23 protein-coding genes are annotated in these 20601 nt (G+C 63.2%); 7 read left to right on the forward strand and 16 right to left on the reverse strand.

The genetic code is table 11. The annotated features are described in order from the left end of the window. The 4 genes from JVX98_RS27930 to JVX98_RS27945 are packed head-to-tail and all read right to left on the reverse strand — an operon-like array spanning position 1 to position 3202. Positions 1-504 (reverse strand): tetratricopeptide repeat protein, encoded by a 504-nt coding sequence (locus tag JVX98_RS27930; protein WP_205238169.1) that lies wholly within the window; start codon positions 502-504, stop codon positions 1-3. A 56-nt stretch (positions 505-560) separates the two neighbouring features. Then, positions 561-1943: an ATP-binding protein gene (locus tag JVX98_RS27935; protein WP_205238170.1), complete on the reverse strand. Its 1383-nt coding sequence runs from the start codon at positions 1941-1943 to the stop codon at positions 561-563. Positions 1944-1975: 32 nt separating this feature from the next. Next, positions 1976-2677 (reverse strand): response regulator, encoded by a 702-nt coding sequence (locus JVX98_RS27940; protein WP_043618070.1) that lies wholly within the window; start codon positions 2675-2677, stop codon positions 1976-1978. Positions 2678-2722: 45 nt separating this feature from the next. Then, complete coding sequence (locus tag JVX98_RS27945) at positions 2723-3202, reverse strand: MarR family winged helix-turn-helix transcriptional regulator (RefSeq protein WP_205238171.1); 480 nt, start codon at positions 3200-3202, stop codon at positions 2723-2725. A gap of 268 nt (positions 3203-3470) precedes the next feature. On the opposite strand from JVX98_RS27945, the gene JVX98_RS27950 reads away from it, so the two are divergent. Next, on the forward strand, positions 3471-4361 hold the full coding sequence (locus JVX98_RS27950) for a branched-chain amino acid aminotransferase (protein ID WP_192446890.1): 891 nt from the start codon (positions 3471-3473) through the stop codon (positions 4359-4361). Positions 4362-4441: 80 nt separating this feature from the next. Here JVX98_RS27950 and JVX98_RS27955 read toward each other — a convergent pair whose 3' ends face one another. Both JVX98_RS27955 and JVX98_RS27960 read right to left on the reverse strand, forming a co-directional pair. Further along, positions 4442-4708, reverse strand: a complete 267-nt coding sequence (locus tag JVX98_RS27955; RefSeq protein ID WP_043618063.1) for a hypothetical protein — start codon at positions 4706-4708, stop codon at positions 4442-4444. 321 nt (positions 4709-5029) lie between these two features. Further along, entirely contained in the window at positions 5030-5653 is a 624-nt protein-coding gene (locus JVX98_RS27960; RefSeq protein WP_192446889.1) for a DUF1236 domain-containing protein, read from the reverse strand. A gap of 150 nt (positions 5654-5803) precedes the next feature. On the opposite strand from JVX98_RS27960, the gene JVX98_RS27965 reads away from it, so the two are divergent. Continuing rightward, positions 5804-5968, forward strand: coding sequence for a hypothetical protein (locus JVX98_RS27965; protein WP_205238172.1), 165 nt, complete (start codon positions 5804-5806; stop codon positions 5966-5968). Positions 5969-6140: 172 nt separating this feature from the next. Beyond that, on the forward strand, positions 6141-6782 hold the full coding sequence (locus JVX98_RS27970) for an MBL fold metallo-hydrolase (protein WP_104667505.1): 642 nt from the start codon (positions 6141-6143) through the stop codon (positions 6780-6782). A gap of 76 nt (positions 6783-6858) precedes the next feature. Here JVX98_RS27970 and JVX98_RS27975 read toward each other — a convergent pair whose 3' ends face one another. Together JVX98_RS27975 and JVX98_RS27980 are read right to left on the reverse strand one after the other, a co-directional pair. Further along, positions 6859-7305: a BA14K family protein gene (locus JVX98_RS27975; protein WP_043618053.1), complete on the reverse strand. Its 447-nt coding sequence runs from the start codon at positions 7303-7305 to the stop codon at positions 6859-6861. A gap of 145 nt (positions 7306-7450) precedes the next feature. Further along, positions 7451-7666 (reverse strand): cold-shock protein, encoded by a 216-nt coding sequence (locus tag JVX98_RS27980; protein WP_043618050.1) that lies wholly within the window; start codon positions 7664-7666, stop codon positions 7451-7453. 208 nt (positions 7667-7874) lie between these two features. Between JVX98_RS27980 and JVX98_RS27985 the strand changes: the two genes are divergently transcribed. Then, complete coding sequence (locus JVX98_RS27985) at positions 7875-8147, forward strand: hypothetical protein (protein ID WP_205238173.1); 273 nt, start codon at positions 7875-7877, stop codon at positions 8145-8147. Positions 8148-8345: 198 nt separating this feature from the next. Here the strand turns inward: JVX98_RS27985 and JVX98_RS27990 are convergent, their stop codons facing one another. Then, a complete protein-coding gene (locus JVX98_RS27990; RefSeq protein ID WP_205238174.1) occupies positions 8346-9242 on the reverse strand; it encodes a DMT family transporter in 897 nt (298 codons plus the stop codon). 172 nt (positions 9243-9414) lie between these two features. Between JVX98_RS27990 and JVX98_RS27995 the strand changes: the two genes are divergently transcribed. Beyond that, the gene (locus JVX98_RS27995; protein WP_205238175.1) at positions 9415-9837 is read left to right on the forward strand and encodes a hypothetical protein; all 423 of its coding nucleotides are present in this window, start codon (positions 9415-9417) and stop codon (positions 9835-9837) included. Between the two features lie 18 nt (positions 9838-9855). Here JVX98_RS27995 and JVX98_RS28000 read toward each other — a convergent pair whose 3' ends face one another. From JVX98_RS28000 to JVX98_RS28010, 3 genes are all read right to left on the reverse strand, one after another. Continuing rightward, positions 9856-11043, reverse strand: coding sequence for a PQQ-dependent sugar dehydrogenase (locus JVX98_RS28000; RefSeq protein ID WP_192446883.1), 1188 nt, complete (start codon positions 11041-11043; stop codon positions 9856-9858). A gap of 84 nt (positions 11044-11127) precedes the next feature. Then, positions 11128-11880 carry a class GN sortase gene (locus tag JVX98_RS28005; RefSeq protein WP_205238176.1) on the reverse strand — a complete coding sequence of 251 codons (753 nt, stop codon included), beginning with the start codon at positions 11878-11880 and terminating at the stop codon, positions 11128-11130. Continuing rightward, complete coding sequence (locus JVX98_RS28010) at positions 11786-14137, reverse strand: marine proteobacterial sortase target protein (protein WP_205238177.1); 2352 nt, start codon at positions 14135-14137, stop codon at positions 11786-11788. The genes JVX98_RS28005 and JVX98_RS28010 overlap by 95 nt, the downstream gene beginning before the upstream one ends. 459 nt (positions 14138-14596) lie before the next feature. Between JVX98_RS28010 and JVX98_RS28015 the strand changes: the two genes are divergently transcribed. Further along, positions 14597-15799, forward strand: a complete 1203-nt coding sequence (locus JVX98_RS28015; protein WP_192446880.1) for a pyridoxal phosphate-dependent aminotransferase — start codon at positions 14597-14599, stop codon at positions 15797-15799. A gap of 128 nt (positions 15800-15927) precedes the next feature. Here the strand turns inward: JVX98_RS28015 and JVX98_RS28020 are convergent, their stop codons facing one another. The 3 genes from JVX98_RS28020 to JVX98_RS28030 all read right to left on the reverse strand — a co-directional run bounded on the left by JVX98_RS28020 (position 15928) and on the right by JVX98_RS28030 (position 18003). After that, complete coding sequence (locus JVX98_RS28020) at positions 15928-16233, reverse strand: hypothetical protein (RefSeq protein WP_043624500.1); 306 nt, start codon at positions 16231-16233, stop codon at positions 15928-15930. A 117-nt stretch (positions 16234-16350) separates the two neighbouring features. Then, positions 16351-17217 carry an NAD(P)-dependent oxidoreductase gene (locus JVX98_RS28025; protein WP_205238178.1) on the reverse strand — a complete coding sequence of 289 codons (867 nt, stop codon included), beginning with the start codon at positions 17215-17217 and terminating at the stop codon, positions 16351-16353. A gap of 24 nt (positions 17218-17241) precedes the next feature. After that, positions 17242-18003, reverse strand: a complete 762-nt coding sequence (locus JVX98_RS28030; protein WP_205238179.1) for an SDR family oxidoreductase — start codon at positions 18001-18003, stop codon at positions 17242-17244. 117 nt (positions 18004-18120) lie between these two features. Between JVX98_RS28030 and JVX98_RS28035 the strand changes: the two genes are divergently transcribed. Continuing rightward, positions 18121-19011, forward strand: coding sequence for a LysR substrate-binding domain-containing protein (locus JVX98_RS28035; RefSeq protein ID WP_192446877.1), 891 nt, complete (start codon positions 18121-18123; stop codon positions 19009-19011). A gap of 81 nt (positions 19012-19092) precedes the next feature. Here JVX98_RS28035 and carA read toward each other — a convergent pair whose 3' ends face one another. After that, positions 19093-20298, reverse strand: coding sequence for a glutamine-hydrolyzing carbamoyl-phosphate synthase small subunit (carA, locus tag JVX98_RS28040; RefSeq protein WP_205238180.1), 1206 nt, complete (start codon positions 20296-20298; stop codon positions 19093-19095). Positions 20299-20601 lie beyond the last annotated feature (303 nt).

The following is a 20601-nucleotide window of genomic DNA, read 5'->3' on the forward strand; positions in this document are numbered from 1 at the left end:
TCAACTCTCCGGCATCAGCATCTCGGCGTAGCGTTTGAGCGAGCGGTTGTAGCGGGGCAGGTGCCGCGACAGGCTGCCGAGCGCAAGGGCGGCCGCCTGTTGCGCCTGGCCGGTGTCGACGAGGCAAAGCGCCAGGAAGGCGACGACCGCATCGTCGAGTTCATCCGATGGCTTGTCGCGCTCGGCGGTGAGCAGGGCGACGCCTTCGTCGGCGCGGCCGAGATTGCGCAGGGTGCTGGCGAGCTGGATGGTGGCGCGCCGGCGGCGAATTCCCTGAAGGCCGTTTTCCAGCGCCTGCCGGTAGAGCGGCTCCGCCTTCGTCTCATGGCCGGTCGAATCCTGTGCCGAGGCTCGCTCGAACAGCCCGACGGCATGTCCCGCCGGCAGTTCGGCGGCGAGGGCATCGATGCGGGCGACAAAGCTTTCGCCATGCATCGTATCGAAGGCGGCCCAGAGTTCGGCCACCCGTCGTTCCCAGTCAGCCCAATCGATGGCGTCTACCATGCCCGCTCCCCTCAGCCACCGTTCGCGGCCAGAAGTGGCCCGCCCGGGGAGGGACGTCAAGCCGGCACGCGCACCGTTGCCCTGAGGCCGCCGAGCGGGCTGTCGCCCAGCGTGACGTTGCCGCCGTGGCTGCGGGCGATATCGCGGGCGATCGCCAGACCAAGGCCGGTGCCGGAGCTGTCGAGATTGCGCGCTTCGTCGAGGCGGAAGAACGGTTTGAACACGTCCTCGCGCGAGCGCTCGGGAATGCCCGGGCCGTCATCGTCGATGGTGATTGTCAGCCACTTGGCACTGTGGCGCGCATCGATCTTGACGGTGTTGGCGTAGCGATAGGCGTTCGAGGCGATGTTGGCGATGAGGCGGGTGAAGGCGTTTGGCCGGACGCGGATATCGTCTTCCCCCTCGACGGAGGTGGTGAGCGTCTTGCCGAGCAGTTCGGCTTCGGCCGCGAGCCGGGTCATCAGGTCCGAAAGTTTCAGCTGGCCGACGTCTTCCTCCGCCTCGCCGCGGGCGAAGGCGAGGTACCCTTCCAGCATGTTCTGCATGTCCTCGACGTCCTGGTTCAGGCCCTCGAGATCCGGGTTGTTGCCGGCGAGCGCCAGCTGCAGCTTGAAGCGGGTGAGGATGGTTCGAAGATCGTGGCTGACGCCGGTCAGCATCGCGGTGCGCTGTTCGATCTGGCGTTCGATGCGCTCGCGCATCTGGATGAAGGCGAGGCCGGCGCGGCGGATCTCGTCGGCGCCGCGCGGCGCGAAGTCGTCGATCTTCTGGCCCTTGCCGAAGCTTTCGGCCGCCTTGGTCAAGGCCAGGATCGGGCGGATCTGGCCGCGCAGGAAGAGCACCGCGATCGTCAGCAGTACCAGCGAGGCCGCCACCATCCAGACGAGGAAGATGTGGGTGTTGGAGGCATAGGCCTGGTTGCGCCGGGCGTAGACGCGCAGGATGCGGCCGTCGTCGAGCTTGATGCGGATCTCGACCAGCTTGGAGTTGCCGACCGTATCGATCCAGAAGGGGCGGCGGACCTGGTTGGAAATCTCTTCGCCGAGGATCTGGTCGAGGATTTCGAAGAAGGGGCTGGGGCGCGGCGGTGGCAGTTCGCCCGGCGGGTCCACGGAGATGCTGAGATCGAGCTGATCGCGGGCGATGCGGATGATCTCGGAGATATCGCGGTCGGCGGGGAAGGTGTCGATGAGATCGACGATCGCGGCAATGTCGCCGGTGACGGCGGCCGACAGGCGCTGCGTCACCAGCTGCCAGTGGCGCTCCATGAAGATGAAGGCGACCACCGACTGCAGGAGCACCATCGGGATGATGACGATCAGCAGCGAGCGGGCGTAAAGGCCCATGGGCAGGCGACGGCGCAGCCAGCGGGTGAAACGCCTCCAGGCGTTGTCGTTCGCCCCGGATGCACCGCGCTCTATGCCGTCAAAGCTTGCCATGATCTGCCGCGCTCATCGGAAGGGCTGCCATTTCAGTCCACGCTCAGCCGGTAGCCGATGCCGCGCACCGTCTGCAGCCAGACGGGGTTGGACGGGTCGTCCTCGATCTTGCGCCGCAGGCGGTTGATCTGCACGTCGATCGTGCGCTCGCCGACTTCGGCATCGTCGCCGATCAGTTCGTGGCGCGGGATGGTTTCGCCTGCGCGTTGCGAAAAGAGCGTCATGATCTCCTGCTCGCGGTCGGTCAGCCGGATATGGTCGGCGCCGCGCCGGAGTTCCTTGCGCACCACCGAGAAGGTATAGGGGCCGAAGATGACCTGGTCGACCTTGGGCGCCTGGGCCGGCTGGTTGCGGCGCAGGATGTTGTTGATCCGCAGCACCAGTTCGCGCGGGTCGAAGGGCTTCGACAGATAGTCGTCGGCGCCGGCCTCGAGACCCTCGATGCGGGAATTGGATTCCGCCAGCGCCGTCAGCATCAGGATCGGCACGGTCTTGATCTGCCGGAGGCTCTGGGTGAGCGAAATGCCGCTTTCGCCCGGCATCATCACGTCGACGATCAGGAGGTCGAAGTCGAGGCCGACGAGTTTGCGGCGGGCCTCGTCCGCATCGGACGCAGTCGTCACGCGAAAACCCTGTTCGACCAGGTAGCGGTTGAGCAGATCGCGGATGCGCCGGTCGTCGTCGACGACCAGAAGGTGAGCCGCATCGTCCGAGACAGTCGCTTTTGTCGTCATTCCACGCTTCCCAAGTTGCAGGCCAGACCCGCGCTGCGGCGGGCGTCAGTCTGCGGCGTTGTTCTTCATACCGGTGAGGAAGCGCTTGACCGTTTCGCGCGCGCCCGGACCGGTTCTTGCCAATGCATCGGCTATGCGGCGGGACTGTGGCTCGGCAAGCGCACGCGCCAGCGCCTGGCCTTCCTCCGTCGTATAGAGCATGCGCTGGCGCCGATCCTCAGGGCCGGTTTCCTGGCGGATATAGCCGGAATCGATCAGCTGCTTCAGCACGCGCGCAAGGCTCTGCTTGGTAATCTTCAGCGTGTCCAGGAGGTCGGCGACCGTCATGCCCGGCTCGCGGTCGACAAAGTGCACGACACGGTGGTGCGCCCGTCCGAAGCCGCTCTTTTCCAGGATCGCGTCCGGGTCGGAGGTGAAGTCGCGATAGGCGAAGAAGAGCAGCTCGATGATCTCGAAATCGATCGTATCGTCATCGGCAGCGGCATCGTTCAGATACCGGGTGTTCTCTTTGGATTGGCCGGCCACGCGGTCATTTCCTTTCAGCCTGATTGCAACTTGCGAAACATTCGGAAAAATACGTCAGCTTTATTGACATATTTTTACCGTGTCGTTAGCGTCCATGCTCGGTAAGCGAGACATTTGGCGTTGGCAACATCTGAAAGGATATGCCGTGCCGTTCCGATCGCAAATCCAAAATCACGAAATTGAATTTTCCCTCAATCAGTTTGCCGATAGACTGAAAGCAGGACGATAATCAACTAAGAATGGCGCGCATGCGCCGGAGGATGACACCATGGCAGCGGTTCCTTTTGATCAGTTGGACGGACAGATCTGGTTCAACGGCGAGTTCGTCGCGTGGAAGGACGCCAAGGTACACGTGCTGACCCACGGCCTGCACTATGCCAGCGCGGTCTTTGAGGGCGAGCGCGCCTATGGTGGGCGCATCTTCAAGCTGACCGAGCACAACCAGCGCCTTCATCAGTCCGCCGAAATCCTCGGCTTCAAGATCCCCTATTCGGTGGAGGAACTGGATGCCGCCAGCGTCGAGCTCCTGAAGCGCCAGGGCTTCTCCGAAGCCTATGTGCGGCCGATCGCCTGGCGCGGCAGCGAAATGATGGGCGTTTCGGCACAGAACAACCGCATCAACGTTGCCATCGCCATTTGGCAGTGGGGCAGCTACTTCAACCCGGCCGAAAAGCTCAAGGGCATCCGGCTCGATATCGCAGAATATCGCCGCCCGGATCCGCAGACAGCACCTTCGAAGTCGAAGGCCGCCGGTCTCTACATGATCTGCACCATCTCCAAGCACGCGGCCGAGGCCAAGGGCTATGCGGATGCGATGATGCTTGACTATCGCGGCCGCGTGGCCGAGGCGACCGGCGCCAACATCTTCTTCGTCAAGGACGGCGTCATCCACACGCCGGTGCCGGATTGCTTCCTCGACGGCATCACCCGCCGCACCGTGATCGAGCTTGCCAAACGCCGCGGCTATGAAGTTGTCGAGCGGGCGATCATGCCGGAGGAACTGTCCGGTTTCAGCGAATGCTTCCTCACCGGCTCGGCCGCGGAGGTAACGCCGGTTTCCGAAATCGGCCCCTATCGCTTCACGCCTGCAACGATCTGCGAAACGCTGATGAACGACTACATGAAGGAAGTCTATCCGATTGCCGCGGCGGCCGAGTAACGGCACCCGCGATACTCTCGAATGCAGAAAAGGCGGCCCCCGGGGCCGCCTTTTGTCTTGCTACGGATATGATCGCAGAGTTAGGCGGTCTTCCCCAAGAACTGCCCGACGATTCCGCTCAGCACGCCGCCGCCGACAAGGCCGCCGATGGCTTGCATGGCAAGACCGGTCGCGGCTGCTTCTCCGCCGAGCATCTGAATGAGGAACCCGCCGCCGAGGCCTCCGATCGCGCCGACGATGGTGCGTGCGACGATACCGAATGCCTGCTGCTTCAACACTGCGCTGGCCGCGTTGCCGCCGGCCGCCCCCGCGATCAATTGGGTAATGATAGGCATTAATGCTTCCATTGATCCCTCCGTGTCGTGGCTCGTCGTGGACGCGCCACTAAAAGCCGATGATCCGGCATCAATAGGTTGAAGCCTATTCTGGTTTATTGTCAATTTGAGTGAAATGACGTTCCCGCGACTGCTTCGTAGCCAATTGAAATGGCTCGATTTTAGGCAACCGCATAATCTTACAGGCAAAGCGGGAAAATGAGGCCGGCGGCGGGGGCGGCTGCAGGCATTGGCCTTGCCGCGGATGATTCGTGCCGTCGGGAGGGCGAGGGAGGGTAGTTCAGGCGATCAGGGGTGCTCCGGCAACCGAATGGCTGCCGGAGGTCTCGGTTGTTAGCGGTAGACGTAGACGATGCGTCGCGTTGCCGGCTCGACCAGAACGGGCTGGCCGTTGATGCTGACATAGTCGTAGCTGTAATCGGGCACGCGGTGAACGGCCACGGTCTGCGGCAGTTCGGCACCGACGACGACTTCGCCATCGAGATAGACGGTCTCGCCGGGGTTGGACGTGACGTAGGTCCGCACGTTGTCCGGCGGCACGATCGGGTCGATCTGTTCGACCGGGCCGATCAATTCGTCGCCGCTGCTGACGATCACGGGGTCATTGGGCTGCACTTCATAGGTGACCGCGGGAATGGCGAGGTCGGCACGACGCTCCTGGACCACGACGGCCGAGCCGCCAAGATCCGTCGTCAAATACTGGGCGTAGACCCAGCCGCGCACGCCGCCGACATCGATGCGGCACCACTTGCTGCCTTCGACGCAGCCGTCGATAACCGCGGTGCTGCCGCGGGCCGCAAGGCCGACTGTCGGATATTGAGGGCCCGGACCCGTGCGGATATTCAGGTCCGTCACCGTGGTCGCGGTCATGGCTGCAAAGGCGGACGGGGTACCGATCGCCAACACCAAACCCGCGGCCGCAGCGGCTCGCAACAGGGGGCGGGTAAGCTTCACCATTGTGTTTCTCCTTATATTGACGAGGGCCAAACGCCGGCAAGCGCGCGGATGTTCCCCCGGGAACGTCACGAAATATGACGCTGTGACATTCTCCAGCCGTCGCCGAGGGCAGGACACGCCAGGAGAACAGGCAACGGGAGAGGGGACAAAATGCAGAATGCTCAGCTGGATCAGACCAACGTCGCCGCGCGCAGCCTCAAGCCGGTGGTGCGGATCGTCGTCGCTGCCGAGATCGCGATTTCGGCGCTGCTGATGACCACCGTGCAATGGCCGGCGCCCCAGCTGTCCGCGCCGCAAATTGCCTCGCTTCGCTGATTGGCGCTGTCACCGCCGTCAATTGCCGCTATAGGAAGATGACGAGATCCCAAAGAGCGTTGCGATCTTCCAGATCCGCTTCCTACGCTTTAGGTTCCTGATTTATCGCATGTCGTTATCGCAATACCGCTCACACACTTTTGCGCGACATGCTCTCGAGAGGCAGACGCGCATGTTACAGGCGGGCATCATCCCGGTTACCCATTTCGAGCAGAACTGCACCGTGCTGTTCGACAGCGAGACCAAGGAAGGCGTGATCGTCGATCCGGGCGGCGATGTCGATCTCATCCTGCAGACCGTCCGTGAAAACGGCATCACGCTGAAGGCGATCTGGATCACCCACGGCCATATCGACCATGCCGGCGGCGCCAAGGAACTGAAGGACGCGCTCGGGCTCGAAATCATCGGTCCGCACAAGGACGACCTGCCGCTGCTCGAAAGGCTGGAGAGCCAGGCGGAGCGCTTCGGGCTGGCGATGAAGGTCCAGAACGTCATTCCCGATCGCTGGCTCGAAGAGGGCGACACCGTCTCCTTCGGCGACCATGTCTTCGAAGTCCTGCATTGCCCGGGCCATGCGCCGGGCCACGTGGTCTATTTCAACCGGGCACAGAACTTCGCCCATGTCGGCGACGTGCTTTTTCATGGTTCGATCGGCCGCACCGACCTGCCCGGCGGCAATCACCAGCAATTGCTCGATTCGATCCGCGACAAGATCCTGCCGCTCGGCGATAGCGTCGGCTTCATCTGTGGCCATGGCCCGGGCGGCCAGATCGGCGAGGAACGCCGCACCAATCCCTATCTGCGCGGGCTCTGAGCCCCCGCACACGTGCATGAAAAAAAGCCCATGTCTCGATCAAGACATGGGCTTTTCGATTCTTGCGCCGTGCTGATCAGCCGGCGGTGCAGAAGTAGCTGCGACCGTCGTAGCCGCGGAAGGTGCCGCTATCCGGGTTGAACGAACGATAGCGCTGGGCGCAGTAACGGTACCAGGACGGGGTCCAGGGCTCGAGCGAGCGGTAACCGCCGCCGTAGCTGTCGACGACGACAGGGCGTGCCTGGTAGACCGGGCGAGGGCGATAGACCGGACGCGGCTCGTAGTAATCGTATTCCGGTTCCGGATCGATGTAGACGCGCTCGTTGTAGCCGCCGTTGTAACGCGGCTGCGAAGCGATCGCGCCGCCGATCAGAGCGCCGGCAACGAGACCTGCTGCACCGGCTGCCCATGCGTCGTCATTGTTGTGGTGATGCCGGCCGCCTGCCTCGGCGGCGCCAAAGGTCGGGATGACCATAGCGGCTGCGGCGATCGAGAGAACGGCGGCTTTGATGAACTTGTTCATTTGGCTTCAATCCTTCGCATGGACCGGATCAACCCGGTCTTCATGATGCAGGAAGGTTAACGCGGCCAAACTGAACCGAGCCTGAACAAAAAAACCCGGCAAGAATGCCGGGCTTCAACTTGGAATCTGTCAGCAGAAAACGGCGTTAGCCGGAGATCTGCAGGTTGACCGCCTTCGGGCCTTTGCCGCGGCGATCCGGTTCGGTGTCGAAGCTTACCTTCTGGTTTTCCGTCAGACCGGTCAGGCCGGAAGCCTGGACTGCGGAAATGTGTACGAAGATATCTGCACCACCGTTGTCAGGCTTGATGAAACCAAAGCCCTTGTCGGTGTTGAAGAATTTTACAGTGCCAGTTTCGGCCATGCGTCAGGTCCTTTTCTCTCCACCCGTTTGACGGACGGGCAGCATTGCAGTTTTGCCCGAATGGGCGTTGGCAGGCAGGTCTCGACGTTTGAGGAAAGGGTCCTGGTTACCGCAGCCAGCCATAGGAAAGGTCGCATCGCTGCTTCCCATCGGTCTGGCCGCCCGGAGTTTTTGCGTCTCCGGCCCGCTTTTATTTCAAGATCTTCCCGTGTTCGCAGATTGCCCGAACGGAAGTAAGATTGATGGGTTTATTTTGAATTGGCAAGCAAAACTTTTCGGGATTGGTATTGCGTCTTGTCATTGCTCAAAAATCGGTCATTTGCGGCTTTGCGGGGCGCTGCGCAAAATATATCGCAAGCTGTTGAAATCACAGCTTTTTGAAAACAATTGCTGCAAAATTGAGTGGTTTTCGCTGATTTCCGGTGCAGCGCTGGCAGAGCGGGCCAATCGCTTATCAAGCATGCCGTCGGCAACTCCCTGATATGTTTGAGGCTTCTCATGTCGGCGGTTTCTTACGTAGATTTCTTGCAGAAAATCGACAACTACCGTTTCGGGGCGAAAACGCACGGCGAAGCCACGCCTTCGTTGCGAAGCAACGGGCCTGTTGCCCTGAGCAATAGCAAGTAAAGCCTCAGTTCAGCGTCTTGGAGGTGGGTGCTTATAGTTCCTTGAGGCGCCCTCAGGCAGCGGCTGCGGCGCGGCGGCCCTTCGTCAGTTCCGGCACGATCTCGACCGTCAGCATGGCGGCAAAGATGATGGCGCAGCCGGCATAGCCGATCGGGGTGATGACCTCGCCAAGCAGGACAACGCCGAAGAGGGCAGCAAAGAGCGCCTCGCTCGACAGGAAGATCGCAGCCTGCGGCGCCGTGGTGTAGCGCTGCCCGACGACCTGGAGAATGAAGGCGAGGCCGCTCGAAAAGACGCCGGCATAGAGGATTTCGAAGAGCGCGCCCTCGATGGCGGCAAAGCTCAGCGGTTCGGTCGTCACGGCGAGGACGAAGCCGAGCACGGCGCAGACGGCAAACTGCGTCATCGACAACAGCATCGGCCGGCCGCTGCTCGGCGCGAACAGGCCGATGAGCAGCAGTTGCACCGCCCAGAACAGGGCGCAGACAACGGTCAGATAGTCGCCGCCCGTCAGCGTCGACAGCGTGCCGCCGCTCAGGAGGAAAATGCCGAACAGCGCCATCAGCGCCCCCGGCCAGATCACCCAATGCGGCTTGCGGCGCAGGAAGACCACCGTCAGGACCGGGACGAAGACGACGTAGAGACCGGTGAGGAAGCCGGAATTGGTGACGCTGGTGTCAAGCAGGCCGAATTGCTGTGTCACGGCGCCGGCAAAGAGCGCCAAGCCGATGAAGATGAAATTGCGCACGGTCGTCAGCTTGATCGGCTCGGCCGCGCGTTTCGTTTCCATGATGGCGAGCGGCATGGCGACCAGTGTCGCGATTGCGAAACGCAGCGAGATGAACCACAGCGGGCTGATCTTATCCATGGCCGTCGACTGTGCAACGAAGCCGGCGCCCCAGATGGCGCCTGAAATCAAAAGCAGCAGATTGGCCTGAATGCGCGTCATGTCGTTCTCTCCTCGGACATGCGCGTCTAGCAGTTGCGTTTTCGCCGGGCAAGGCTCATCGTCGCCAAGGTCGGGCGGAGTTGTCGTCGATGAAAACGGCCGGAGACACGGCGCCAGGAGAGGGCGCCGAGGAGGGGGCTCAACTCCAATCACCCATCGGAGATCGGCGGCCATGAGCGATGCCGGCTATTCCGGCACGCCGTTCGGGCGCAAGCTGGGGCTGAAGGACGGGCAGGAAGCCCTGCTTCTCGGGGTGCCAGCCGGGCTCGATGCGATCAGCGGTTTTCCCGGCTTTCGGAGGTGCGACACCGAGATCGGCGCGGTGGCCGCGCGCGACATCGATTATGCGCATGTGTTCGAAACGGAGCGATCGGCTTTGGAAGCGCTGGCCCCGAAGCTGGCTGCGAGGTTGAAGCCGGACGGCATGCTGTGGATCTCCTGGCCGAAGAAGGCGTCGAAACGGCCGACGACACTGACGGAGGACGTGTTGCGCGCGCCGCTCGGCCTGGTGGATGTGAAGGTTTGCGCGGTCGACGCGGTCTGGTCCGGGCTGAAATTCATGTTCCGGCGCCAACTGCGCGACCGGCTGTCGTGAGCCGGTGGCGGACGCCGCCTATTGCGCTGCGGCCTTGGAGACCCTGAGCACGGCGCCGTCTTCCTCGTCCGTTACCATCAGCAAGGCGCCGTCGGGTGCCACGACGACGTCGCGGATGCGGCCGAATTCGCCATCGAACAACCGCTCCTCGGAGCCGATCGCGCCGCTGTCGTCGCGTTCGAGCCGAGCGAGCAACTGGTACTTCAGCGCCGCCACCAGAAGGTCGCCGTCCCATTCGGGAAACATCTTGCCGCGATAGACGGCAAGCGCGCCCGGCGCGATCGAGGGATCCCAATAGAAGAGCGGCTGGTCGAGGCCCTCTTTCGACGTGCCTTCGCCGATCTCGGCGCCGGAATAATCCTTGCCGTAGGTAATGACAGGCCAGCCGTAATTGTGGCCGGCCTTCGGATTGTTGATCTCGTCGCCACCGCGCGCGCCGTGCTCGACGGTCAGCAACGTGCCGTCTTTCGGGTCGAAGGCGATGCCTTGCGGATTGCGGTGGCCCTTCGACCAGATCTCCGGCAGGCCGCCGGTGCCGCCGCGATAGGGGTTCGATCCGGGAATGCTGCCGTCGGCATTGATGTGCAGGATGGCGCCGGCATGATCGCGCGGGTCCTGCGCCCGTTCACCTTCGCCGCGGTCGCCGATGCCGAAGAACAGGCTGCCATCGGGCGCAATGGCGATGCGCGAGCCGAAATGCTGGCCCTTGCCGGTGAACTTGCTCATCCGGAAGAGTTCCTTGACGTCGGTAAGGCCGGTTCCGTCTGCGGCGAGTTTCGCCCGGACGACGGCAGTGCCGTAGCCGCCTTTGCCATTGGCGGCCATCGTCAGGTAGAGCGTCCGGTTTTGGGCGAAACGGGGATCGAGCGCGATGTCGAGCAGGCCGCCCTGGCCACGCTCGGCGACCTCTGGCACGCCCGTCAGCGGCTTCGAGAGCTTGCCGTCGCGCAGGATCCTAAGCCGACCCGGACGTTCGCTGATAATCAGGCCGCCATCGGGGAGTGCCTCGACCGACCAGGGGTGTTCGAGCCCGGTCGCGAGCGTCTCGACGCGCAGGGTGCCGTTCTCGCTCGGGAACTCGCGGGCATCCTGTGCGCGTGCGCTCGCAGGTGCGAAAGCTGCCAGTGCAACGGAGAGGGCCAGGATGGAGACCGCACTCGGCCGCTTGCCAGCCCATCCCGATGTTCCAGCGCCCGTTTGCCCCATTCCGCTTCTCCTACACAGACTCGTCCAAGGGGCAAGCTGGGGCGATCGAGGGAGCGGTTCAAGTCACATCCGATCAAAAGCGGTTTATTTGGAGATCGAGCCCGTCGTCAGCTGCACCGGGCGCTGTTCGCCGATGAGTTCGGCGTCGACGATGTAGCGCATCGGTCCCTGCTCGATCGCATCGAAGGGCCAGCAGGTGGCGAGCGCCAGGTGGTGGCCGCTGGCGGACGCGTTGATGCCGCTTTCATCCCAGCGGGCAACGCGGCTTTCGCCGGCCCGAAACAGGAAGCGACGGCCATCCTTGCGCGTCAGCACCAGGAGGTCGCCAGGGTTGACGTCCTTCAGCCAGCGAAAATGCGTGTCGCGATGGGCGGCGATGACCGAGGTACCCTCGTCGCCGGGGCGCGGCGTCGTCGTCAGCCAGGCGGGCCCGAAGGCAAGCGCTTCGCCGCTTGCGCCTTCCAGAACGATCGCCGAGCGGTTGATCCGTGGCGCCGAGATTTCGGCGGCCGTCTGGAAATCGGCCCAAGGCCAGGGCTTACCATCAGGGCTGCCATGAAGCTGCGCCTCGAAGGTGCGCTTCAACAGCACCTGCGAGACCTCAGCCTTGGCCTTCATGTAGAAGCCCTTACCGATCAGAAGCAGACCGGCAAGGGCAATGAGCGCGATGACCGCGAGCACGATCGTTTCGACCGCCGAGAGGCGGGCGAGAAAGCCCGGCCGTGGCGCGGACTGATCCTTGTCAGCGGCCACGGCGGCGCACTCCGGCAAGCACGACGGCGGCGATCGGCGCGCGCCAGAAGACGAAGGTCGTGCCGGCAAGAAGCGCGAAGGCAAGCAGCATCAGGCCGATCAGGATCTGCTTGTCGGCTTCCGTTGCCGTCTGTGGCAGGGACACCTGGTTGTTGGCTTCAGCGATCAGACCGGCCGCCCGCGCCGTCGGTGCGGCGAGCATCCGGTCGGCCGTCACCATCGCAAGCTTGGCTCGGCTTTCGAGCGCGGCGCGTTCGTCGACCTTGCCGGGGACGATCTCGGCAGGGGCTTCGCCGAAGACCTTGCCGAAGTCCCAGCCGGTGGGGAGATTGAGCGGCAGCTTCGTTTCGCTGAGGTTCTCGCTGCTGGGCCGCGACGGCGTCGCGTCAACGGCAACGAGGCTGGTAACGCGGGAGACGAGATGGTGGGCGAGCGCCACCGTCTCGATCCGCTTGTCGAGCGTCGCCGGGTCGGCGATCGTCGATGCGCTCGCTTCGAGGTCGTCGATCTTGCGGCGGGCCCAGAGCTTGGCGATGCCTTCGCCGGTCGAAGCCTTGGCGATATCCATCTCCACCCGCCAGGGCTGGTCGCCGGCCTTGCCGAGGATCTGCAGCTTGCCTTCGGGGGCGGTGCCATCGAGCTCGGCCGTCAGCACCACGGGCTCGCCGCGATAAAGATCGGGCATCGGGTTGGGTGTGATGTCGCCGGCCGATGCCCCCTCGAAGGCGGCCAAGATATCCGTCATGGCGGGGCTTTCGAGCTTGGTGAAGAGTTCGCCCATGCGCGCGGCGACTTCGCTCTCCGAGCCGATCAGCGTAAAGGTGCCGCGGCCATATTCGGCGGCCTTGGTCATGAAGTGGCTGTTCGGGGCCGAGCCGATGCCGACAGTGAAGACGCGGGCGTCGCCGCGGTTCTTCTGGATCTCGTCGAAAAGCTGCGTCTCGTTGCCGATCGCGCCATCGGTCAGGAAGACCACCTGGCGAAGGGCGCCGGCCTCAACCGGTCCTTGCGTGCGAAGGGCCGCTTCCAGCGCCGGCAACATCTCGGTGCCGCCATCGGCCGTCAGGCCGCGCACATAGGCGATCGCATCCTCCCGCTTTTCCGGCGTCGCTTCGACCAGTTCGGGGAAGTGCACCGACATGGTGTCGTCGAAGCGGATGACGTTGAAGCGGTCCTCGGGCTTCAGCCTGGAGATCGCCAGCGCCAGGCTCTCCTTGGCCTGCTCCATCGAGGGGCCGGCCATGGAGCCGGAATTGTCGATGACGAAAACGATCTCGCGCTTGACCGGCTTGGCGTCGGCCTCGCTTGCGGCGGCCGGCGGGGTGACGAAGGAAAGCAGATAGGTCTTGCCGCCGACCGTCTCGCGGAACAGGCCGGCATAGGGGCTTTTGCCCTCGATCGCCTTCCAGGTGAGCTCGAAGTCGCGGTCCGCAGGCACGCTGTCGCCCTTCAGCGTCAGCCGACGGCTGAGATCGTCGAGGCTGGCGATATCGACCGCGTGATAGCCGGATTTCACTTCGCCGAGCGGAAAACCGGCCTTGAGGTTCACGGTCAGCGTGACGGGGTTGATCCTGGCGTTTTCCTTGGGGTCGAGGACCGGCGCTTCGATCTTCTCGCGATCCGGGACCGGATCGCTGACGGCGTAGCCGGTGCGGCTGTCGAGATCGACGGTCTGGACGATCGGCTGCGGATTGTAGCGCGGCGCCACGACCATCGGGAAACGGAGAGAATAGAGGCCGTTCGACTGGCGCACCGCGCTCTGGTACTCGATCTGCACCACCACCGTTTCGCCCGGGCCGATATTGGCGACCTGGTTGGTGAAGATGTTCGGGCGCTGCTGTTCGAGAAGCGCTGCCTTCTTGCCCTCGGCCTTGGCCTGTTCGTAGATTTCCTTGGCGGCCTGGCGCGGCTTCACCTGGCCCTCGATGAAGCGGTCGCCGATCTGCATCTTCAGCGTATCGACGGCCGAATCCTCGGGCAAGGGGAAGACGTAGGTGCCCTCGACCCAGCCCTTGCTCGGGTTCTCGAACCGCTGGGTGACGCGGGTGCGCATGATCGGGCCGTTGACGTCGATCTGGACGTCGGTCGCAAGCCGCGGCGCCTCGACGAAATAGCCCGGTTCCTTCGACGGGAAGAGCAGGGCGCCAGCGCCGACGTCGTTGGGGCGAACGTAACCCGCCATCTGCCGCGGCTTGGCATCAGCCGTTTGCGCGGCGGCCTGGGTCATCAGCCCGATGAACATCAGGATGCAGGCGGCAAGGGCCGCGAGCGCCAGATACATGCCCCAGCGTGCTTCGCTCTGCCGTGTCTTCATGGAAGCGATTTCGTCGTCGAGAAACATTGCATAACCCCCGTAATGCGAATGTGTTCGGATCATCGGAGGAAAAGCCCGGAAGCCGGCTGTTGCGCGACGGAATTGCGGCGTTCCGCGACAGTTGTCGTGGCTAAATTATGGCATTTGCAAATTCGGCGGACTGCGCTGATTTTTTTGAATAAATCGCGATCAACAACCGTTTCGGATCGTTACGTTTCGTGGTCGTTCAAACGGGCGCCACAATCCGTTTTCGCAGCGCTCGACGGCCGGTCATGCATCGCGCCGTGTCGTGACCTGCGATCGACGATGCTGATCGCATTCATGAAACTTTGTCATGGTAACGCTTTTTGCCCGCGTTTCCGGCGTTTTTGCCGTTCCGGCGCTTGCAAGACCGGGCGTCTTTCGACATAGACCTAACCGCTATGGAGCCTGGCTTTTTAGTTCCGTAGCGATCACCTCGTCTCGAAACGATCAGGACCTTCACCCATGGCCTTCCTTGCCGATGCCCTTTCCCGTGTAAAGCCTTCCGCCACCATCGCCGTTTCGCAGAAAGCCCGTGAGCTGAAAGCGAAAGGCCGCGATGTCATCGGCCTCGGCGCCGGAGAGCCGGACTTCGACACGCCCGACAATATCAAGAAGGCCGCCATCGACGCGATCAATCGCGGCGAGACGAAGTACACGCCGGTCTCCGGTATCCCGGAACTGCGCGAAGCCATCGCCAAGAAGTTCAAGCGCGAGAACAACCTCGACTACACGGCTGCCCAGACGATTGTCGGCACCGGTGGAAAGCAGATTCTTTTCAACGCCTTCATGGCGACCCTGAACGCGGGCGATGAAGTCGTCATCCCGGCGCCTTACTGGGTTTCCTACCCGGAAATGGTGGCGCTGTGCGGCGGTACCCCGGTCACCGTCTCGACCAAGCAGGAGAACAACTTCAAGCTCAAGGCCGAGGACCTCGACAAGGCGATCACGCCGAAGACCAAGTGGTTCATCTTCAACTCGCCGTCCAACCCGTCGGGTGCTGCCTACAGCCATGCCGAGCTCAAGGAACTGACCGACGTGCTGATGAAGCATCCGCATGTCTGGATCCTCACCGACGACATGTACGAGCACCTGACCTATGGCGACTTCAAGTTCGCGACCCCGGTCGAAGTCGAGCCCGGCCTTTATGACCGTACGCTGACGATGAACGGCGTTTCCAAGGCCTATGCCATGACCGGCTGGCGCATCGGCTATGCTGCCGGCCCGCTGCAGCTGATCAAGGCCATGGACATGATCCAGGGCCAGCAGACCTCGGGCGCGACTTCGATCGCGCAGTGGGCGGCCGTCGAGGCGCTGAACGGCACCCAGGACTTCATTCCCGAAAACAAGAAGATCTTCGAAGGCCGCCGCGATCTCGTGGTGTCGATGCTGAACCAGGCCAAGGGCATCTCGTGCCCGACGCCGGAAGGCGCCTTCTACGTCTACCCGTCCTGCGCCGGCCTGATCGGCAAGACCGCGCCGTCGGGCAAGGTCATCGAGACGGACGAAGACTTCGTGTCCGAACTCTTGGAATCCGAAGGCGTCGCCGTCGTCCACGGTTCGGCCTTCGGTCTCGGCCCGAACTTCCGCATCTCCTATGCAACGTCGGAAGCCCAGCTCGAGGAAGCCTGCCGCCGCATCCAGCGCTTCTGCGCCGCCTGCAAGTAAGTGCGAACAACCGCACCTGACAAAAAAACCCGCCGGAAACGGCGGGTTTTTTCGTTCGCAAAGCGATTCAAAGGCTGGCCATGCCGATTCAAGTCAGCCGGCTAAGGTCTTGAAATCATATTCCATTCTCAGGCGCCGGGAACCTCGTCGTCGCCAACGACGCCGCCCTCGCTTTCGAGGATGGAGAGTCGACGCGCCTCCGAGCGGGTGAACTTCAGCCGTACGCCGATCCCGCGTTCGCCCTCCGGCAGAAACACTGCGCCGGCATTTTCGAGCGCGTGCTTCAACGACAGGATTACCGCGTCGGCCGGTTTTTCCAGCTTTCGCTCGAACCTGAGGATCGTCTCTTCGTCGACGCCCGAAAAGCTCGAAAGCATCTCGCGCGAAATTTCGATCAGCGCCCGGGCGGCGCGGCACTGTGGACCTGTAATCATCGTCATCCTCCAGTTGCACTGAGGATGCGCGAAGGGTGGCCGAGGGTCAACAACAAGCAGATGGCCCGCGGCGCTTGCTTGCGGCGCGCAGTTGCATCCGGAGCTCTGCGACGGCCTCTATTTGCCCCGCATCGCCTCGATCAGGCCCGAGGCGTCGTCGCTGCCAAAGCCGGCGGCAAGGCGCTTTTTCGCCAGCCTTTCGATCGGCTCCATGAAAGCCGGATCGATGCCCAGGCCGCGGCTTGCGGCGATGATGTTGGTGATTGCTACCGATTGCATCTGAAGGTTCGACATCACGTCGCGGGCGTGGTCGCCGCTGTCGATCCGTTCGGCGTAATCGGGCAGCGCCGTCATCATCGCGGCAAGCCAGGGCTCGACCAGCGGCAGGAACTGCTTGGCGGTGAAACCGACCCTACCGGCGAGCGCGGTTGCGTGCAGATAGCCGCCGAAGAGACCGTACATCGCCGACAGCAAGGCGAGGTCGCTGACCGCGGCGAGAACAGGATCCTCGCCGAGATAGTGGCTTTGGCCGAAAGCAGCGAGTTGTTCCTCGGCATCCCTGAATGCAGCGCTGTCCCCACTATAGAGAACGAAGGCGTGCGGCGTGCCGATCATCGGCGGCGTTGCCATGATGCCGCCGTCGAGATAGCGCGCGCCAAGTCCACCAAGCCGGGCGGCGACCGCCCGGACTTCGTCCGGACGACCATTGGTGAGATTGACGACTGTCTTGCCGGCAATGGCAGTGCCGACGTCCACCAGCGTCATTTCGACGGCGGTGTAGTCGGTGAGGCACAGGATGAGGATGTCGCCGGCCGCAATGGCCCCGGCGACCGTTGCTGCCCGGCGGGCGCCACGGGCAATGAGAGCGTCTGCCCGCGCCGGATTGCGGTTCCAGACGGTGATGGCATTGCCCGCATCGATGAGGGCGCCGGCAAGGGCTGCGCCCATGGCGCCGAGCCCGATGATCGAGATGGATCTGGACATGTTGTCTCTCCGCTCCGGACCGCGTCAGGCGGCAGCCGACAATTGCTGGCCAAGGCCACCATCGACGGTCAGGCGTGCGCCGGTGGTGAAGGTGGCGTCGAAGGCGAGGAACAGTACGGCGCGGGCGACTTCGTCCGCCGTGCCGTTGCGCCCCATCGGCGTGATCGCATCGCCGAGCGCCTTGAACTCGGCGCGCTCGGCGTCGGTGACGCCTGCCACGCCCTTGGTCGGCGTATCGATGAAGCCGGGGCTGACCGAGTTCACCCTAATGCCGCGCGGCAGAAGCTCGGCGGCAAAGACGGAGGCAAACGAGATCAGCGCCGCCTTGCTGCCGCTATAGACCGCCATTCCCGGATGGCCGCCGACATCGGCAACCGACGAGGTGAAGACGATCGAGCCGCCGTCGCGGATCAGAGGCGCCAGCCGCTGGACGGTGAAGAAGGCGCCCTTGGTGTTGATGGTAAACTGGCGATCGTAGGATGCTTCCGTCACCTGGTCGAAGGGCTCGAGCAGCGATGTGCCGGCGTTGACGTGCAGGAGGTCGATCGAGCCCAGCTTCTGCCCGACCGTCGCCCCGAGCACGGCGATCTCGCCGAGGTCGGCGATATCCGATTTTACCGCATGAACGCGGTCGCCGAAGCGCCGCTGGATCCGGGCGAGGTTCTCTTCGTTGTTTCCGGTCAGGAGCACCTCGGCGCCGCCGTTGACGAGACGCTCGACCGTCGCCAGGCCCATGCCATGCGTGCCGCCGATGACCACGGCTTTCTTGTCTTGATAGATACCCATTGTCTCTCTTCCTTCGATATCAGGCTTCGATGAGGAAGAGATAATTTTATGGACGATGTTGCGAAAGACGGGCAAATGTGGATGTATCGTTCACATTTGCAGACATTGGGGACCGTGATGCGCAATCTCAACGACTTCATCGTCTTTGTCCATGTGGTCGATCACAAGGGGTTCGCGCCGGCGGCGCGGGCGCTGAACGTACCGAAATCGACGCTGAGCAAGCGCGTGGCCGAGCTGGAAAAGACGCTTGGCGTCCGGCTGATCAACCGAACGTCGCGCCGCTTCGCCGTGACGGAGATCGGCGAGGATTTCTACCGGCATGCCTCGGCGATGTTGATAGAGGCGGAGGCGGCCGAAGCCATCGTCAAGGGCCGCCTTGCCGAGCCGAGCGGCACGGTCAGGATCACCGCCTCGGTGCCGACGGCACAGATGATGCTGGCCGGGCTGCTGCCGCCGCTGGCGAAGACCTATCCCAAGATGAAGGTGATGTTGCACGCGACGGACCGTTTCGTCGATGTGGTGCAGGAGGGCTTCGATATCGCTGTGCGCGATCACTTCGCGCCGTTGCCCGATTCCGGCATGGTACAGCGGCGGGTGGCAACGGATGCGATCCTCCTGGTGGCAGCGCCGGCCTATCTGGAAAGCAGCGGGCATCCGCGCGAGCCCAGCGACCTTTCGCGTCACGACGGGCTGCTCGCCTCGTTGAGTGCAGAGGGATGGACGATGCGCAACGATGCGGGCGTGGTCGTCAGGGTTCGGCCAATGCCGCGGTTCCTCGCGGACGAATCCAACGTGTTGCTCGAGGCTGCCGTCTCCGGTCTTGGCATCACGGCGTTGCCGAGAAAGATCTGTCGGGCGGCAATCGAAGCCGGAAGTCTGGTGCGCGTGCTTGCGGACTGGGAGGCCGGCAGCGTGACGACGACGCTGTTGATGCCGCACCGGCGTGGGCAACTGCCGTCGGTCCGCGCCGTCGTCGACTTCATCGTCGCGCATCTGCAGGAAGGGTGAGCTCGGCGGCAACGAAGGCGCACGCTCGAAAAGAAAAGGCCCGCTCTAAGCGGGCCCTGGAAGCTTGTCTCGATCGGTCGCTCAGCGTTCGGCGAGGGCCGGTTCGCCCTTCTTCTCGCGCACGAGGTTCATGAAGCGGCGGAAGAGGTAGTGGCTGTCCTGTGGGCCGGGGGAGGCTTCCGGGTGGTGCTGGACCGAGAACACCGGCCTGCCGGCGACGCGCAGGCCGCAATTGGTGCCGTCGAAGAGCGAAATGTGAGTCTCATCAACACCCTGTGGCAGCGACTTCGAATCGACCGCGAAGCCGTGGTTCATCGAGACGATCTCGACCTTGCCCGTGGTGTGGTCCTTGACCGGGTGGTTGGCGCCGTGGTGGCCCTGGTGCATCTTCTCGGTCTTGCCGCCGAGTGCCAGCGCCAGCATCTGGTGGCCGAGGCAGATGCCAAAGAGCGGAATGTCGGTCTTCAAGAGGTCCTGGATGACCGGCACGGCGTATTTCCCGGTTGCTGCCGGGTCGCCGGGGCCGTTCGACAGGAAAATGCCGTCCGGCTTCTGCGCCAGAACTTCGTCGGCACTGGTCGTGGCGGGCATGACCGTGACGCGGGCATTGAGGCCGGCAAAGAGGCGCAGGATGTTGCGCTTCACGCCGTAGTCGAGCGCAACGATGTGGTAGGCCGCGTCGGTTTCGCCGAGCGTCGAATAGCCTTCGTTCCAGACCCAGGGCTGCTCGTCCCAGCGCGACGACTGGCCGGAGGTCGCGACCTTGGCGAGGTCGAGGCCTTCAAGGCCGCTCCAGGCCTTGGCTTCGGCCTTCAGCGTGTCGATATCAAAGACGCCCGAGGGATCGTGGGCGATGACGGCGTTCGGCATGCCGTTTTCGCGGATCCAGGCGGTGAGCGCGCGGGTGTCGATGCCGCAAAGGCCGATGATGCCGCGGGCCTTCAGCCAGACGTCGAGGTGCTTGGCGGCGCGGTAGTTCGACGGCTCGGTGATGTCGGCCTTGAAGATGACGCCGACCGCGCCGTGGCGTGCTGCCGGCGTCAGGTCTTCGATGTCTTCGTCATTGGCGCCGACGTTGCCGATGTGCGGGAAGGTGAAGGTGACGATCTGGCCGAGATAGGAGGGGTCCGTGAGGATTTCCTGGTAGCCGGTCAACGCCGTGTTGAAGCAGACTTCCGCCTGCACCTTGCCGGTCGCGCCGATGCCCTTGCCCTCGATCACGGTGCCGTCGGCCAGAACGAGCAGTGCGGTTGGTTTTTCAGTGGTCCATGCGGGTGTCGCGGTCATCGTTCCTATCCCGTTGCGGCGTGGAGCGCGGGGGCTTGAAAGCCCGGCAGTCGATCGCCATTTCTTTGCTCAGGCATGGACGCGCGGAGACCCCGCGGAAAAGTGCTCTCATGCCGATGTTGTGCAGGTGCGGGAAAATACCCAAAGCGCTTAACCGGGTCAACCAGCCGCTGTGAATTGTCTGGAAATAAAATTCCTTATAATTCAAGCGGTTGCGTATTCCGTTTGATTGCACCTGTCACACTGGTTTAAGACGACGACAACAATAATGGTTTCGAACCGGTTCCGGGCAGAGCACCGCGG

It is taken from the genome of Ensifer sp. PDNC004 (genome assembly GCF_016919405.1).
GTDB lineage: Bacteria > Pseudomonadota > Alphaproteobacteria > Rhizobiales > Rhizobiaceae > Ensifer.

Excerpts from the sequence above, each read along its gene's own strand:
- JVX98_RS27980 (WP_043618050.1), bottom strand. The coding sequence starts at position 7,666 with ATGGCCGAAACTGGCACTGTAAAATTCTTCAACACCGACAAGGGCTTT.
- JVX98_RS27935 (WP_205238170.1), bottom strand. The coding sequence starts at position 1,943 with ATGGCAAGCTTTGACGGCATAGAGCGCGGTGCATCCGGGGCGAACGAC.
- JVX98_RS27940 (WP_043618070.1), bottom strand. The coding sequence starts at position 2,677 with ATGACGACAAAAGCGACTGTCTCGGACGATGCGGCTCACCTTCTGGTC.
- JVX98_RS28030 (WP_205238179.1), bottom strand. The coding sequence starts at position 18,003 with ATGGGTATCTATCAAGACAAGAAAGCCGTGGTCATCGGCGGCACGCAT.
- JVX98_RS27950 (WP_192446890.1), top strand. The coding sequence starts at position 3,471 with ATGGCAGCGGTTCCTTTTGATCAGTTGGACGGACAGATCTGGTTCAAC.
- JVX98_RS27995 (WP_205238175.1), top strand. The coding sequence starts at position 9,415 with ATGAGCGATGCCGGCTATTCCGGCACGCCGTTCGGGCGCAAGCTGGGG.
- JVX98_RS28010 (WP_205238177.1), bottom strand. The coding sequence starts at position 14,137 with ATGTTTCTCGACGACGAAATCGCTTCCATGAAGACACGGCAGAGCGAA.
- JVX98_RS27970 (WP_104667505.1), top strand. The coding sequence starts at position 6,141 with ATGTTACAGGCGGGCATCATCCCGGTTACCCATTTCGAGCAGAACTGC.
- JVX98_RS28000 (WP_192446883.1), bottom strand. The coding sequence starts at position 11,043 with ATGGGGCAAACGGGCGCTGGAACATCGGGATGGGCTGGCAAGCGGCCG.
- JVX98_RS28025 (WP_205238178.1), bottom strand. The coding sequence starts at position 17,217 with ATGTCCAGATCCATCTCGATCATCGGGCTCGGCGCCATGGGCGCAGCC.
- JVX98_RS28015 (WP_192446880.1), top strand. The coding sequence starts at position 14,597 with ATGGCCTTCCTTGCCGATGCCCTTTCCCGTGTAAAGCCTTCCGCCACC.
- JVX98_RS27930 (WP_205238169.1), bottom strand. The coding sequence starts at position 504 with ATGGTAGACGCCATCGATTGGGCTGACTGGGAACGACGGGTGGCCGAA.
- carA (WP_205238180.1), bottom strand. The coding sequence starts at position 20,298 with ATGACCGCGACACCCGCATGGACCACTGAAAAACCAACCGCACTGCTC.
- JVX98_RS27965 (WP_205238172.1), top strand. The coding sequence starts at position 5,804 with ATGCAGAATGCTCAGCTGGATCAGACCAACGTCGCCGCGCGCAGCCTC.
- JVX98_RS27960 (WP_192446889.1), bottom strand. The coding sequence starts at position 5,653 with ATGGTGAAGCTTACCCGCCCCCTGTTGCGAGCCGCTGCGGCCGCGGGT.
- JVX98_RS27975 (WP_043618053.1), bottom strand. The coding sequence starts at position 7,305 with ATGAACAAGTTCATCAAAGCCGCCGTTCTCTCGATCGCCGCAGCCGCT.
- JVX98_RS27990 (WP_205238174.1), bottom strand. The coding sequence starts at position 9,242 with ATGACGCGCATTCAGGCCAATCTGCTGCTTTTGATTTCAGGCGCCATC.
- JVX98_RS28035 (WP_192446877.1), top strand. The coding sequence starts at position 18,121 with ATGCGCAATCTCAACGACTTCATCGTCTTTGTCCATGTGGTCGATCAC.
- JVX98_RS27955 (WP_043618063.1), bottom strand. The coding sequence starts at position 4,708 with ATGGAAGCATTAATGCCTATCATTACCCAATTGATCGCGGGGGCGGCC.
- JVX98_RS28020 (WP_043624500.1), bottom strand. The coding sequence starts at position 16,233 with ATGATTACAGGTCCACAGTGCCGCGCCGCCCGGGCGCTGATCGAAATT.